General features: G+C 51.7%; 1 protein-coding gene. It reads left to right on the top strand.

Annotated features, from left to right (window positions below; genetic code table 11):
• Nucleotides 1-146: 146 nt before the first annotated feature.
• Complete coding sequence (locus AO277_RS14510; RefSeq protein WP_099259058.1) at nt 147-557, top strand: hypothetical protein; 411 nt, start codon at nt 147-149, stop codon at nt 555-557.
• The last annotated feature ends 64 nt before the right edge of the window (nt 558-621 follow it).

The following is a 621-nucleotide window of genomic DNA, read 5'->3' as shown; positions in this document are numbered from 1 at the left end:
CGCCATGTGTAAGCCTGTGCTGAGGAGGGATCGACTCAATTTCGGCTATGATAACCGATTTCAAAATCCCACAATTTGCAGCCGCAGGCTGCCCTGTTCCTGCCGAAGGGACAGTGTCATGCATCAAACGACCATAGGAGCTTTTTATGACTGACTCTAAACCACTCAGTGCCGAAACTCTCGCAGCGCTTGATGAGGCTAGTAGAAAGCTGCCTGACGATCAACCCCAGGAGCAAAAGCCAAGCCCCGCAGCGCTAGAATTCAGCAAAGAGGTGTTCACAGAAAGCCTTGTCGCAGTTATGGACCCCTCATCCGACTGGTTCAGTATTTGCGCTCTTGATACTGTTGTTCAGGCCCACAAAGCACTCGCTACCACTGTGAGTGGTAGCCAGAACATTGAGGGGGCCAAGTCAGAGACGCAGCTGTATGCAACACTCAGGATGCTGCACTGTGTCCACTACGAAAAAATGGCTCAAGACATTCGGACCAAGCTACCGGGCATCGTTTTAGAATACCTAGCTTTATGCGGGCTGGATGATGCACGCGGAAACGAGTGAACCGCCCCGGGTTTCTCGGAGACTCCAACCTTTGAGAGGATGGAGCGATGAAAAAACTACCGAA

Origin of the sequence: Pseudomonas amygdali, from assembly GCF_002699855.1 — a bacterium.
Classification (GTDB): domain Bacteria; phylum Pseudomonadota; class Gammaproteobacteria; order Pseudomonadales; family Pseudomonadaceae; genus Aquipseudomonas; species Aquipseudomonas amygdali.
The sequence above is the reverse complement of the archived record's forward strand: the minus strand, read 5'-3'. Positions and strand labels throughout refer to the sequence as shown.

Excerpts from the sequence above, each read along its gene's own strand:
- AO277_RS14510 (WP_099259058.1), top strand. The coding sequence starts at position 147 with ATGACTGACTCTAAACCACTCAGTGCCGAAACTCTCGCAGCGCTTGAT.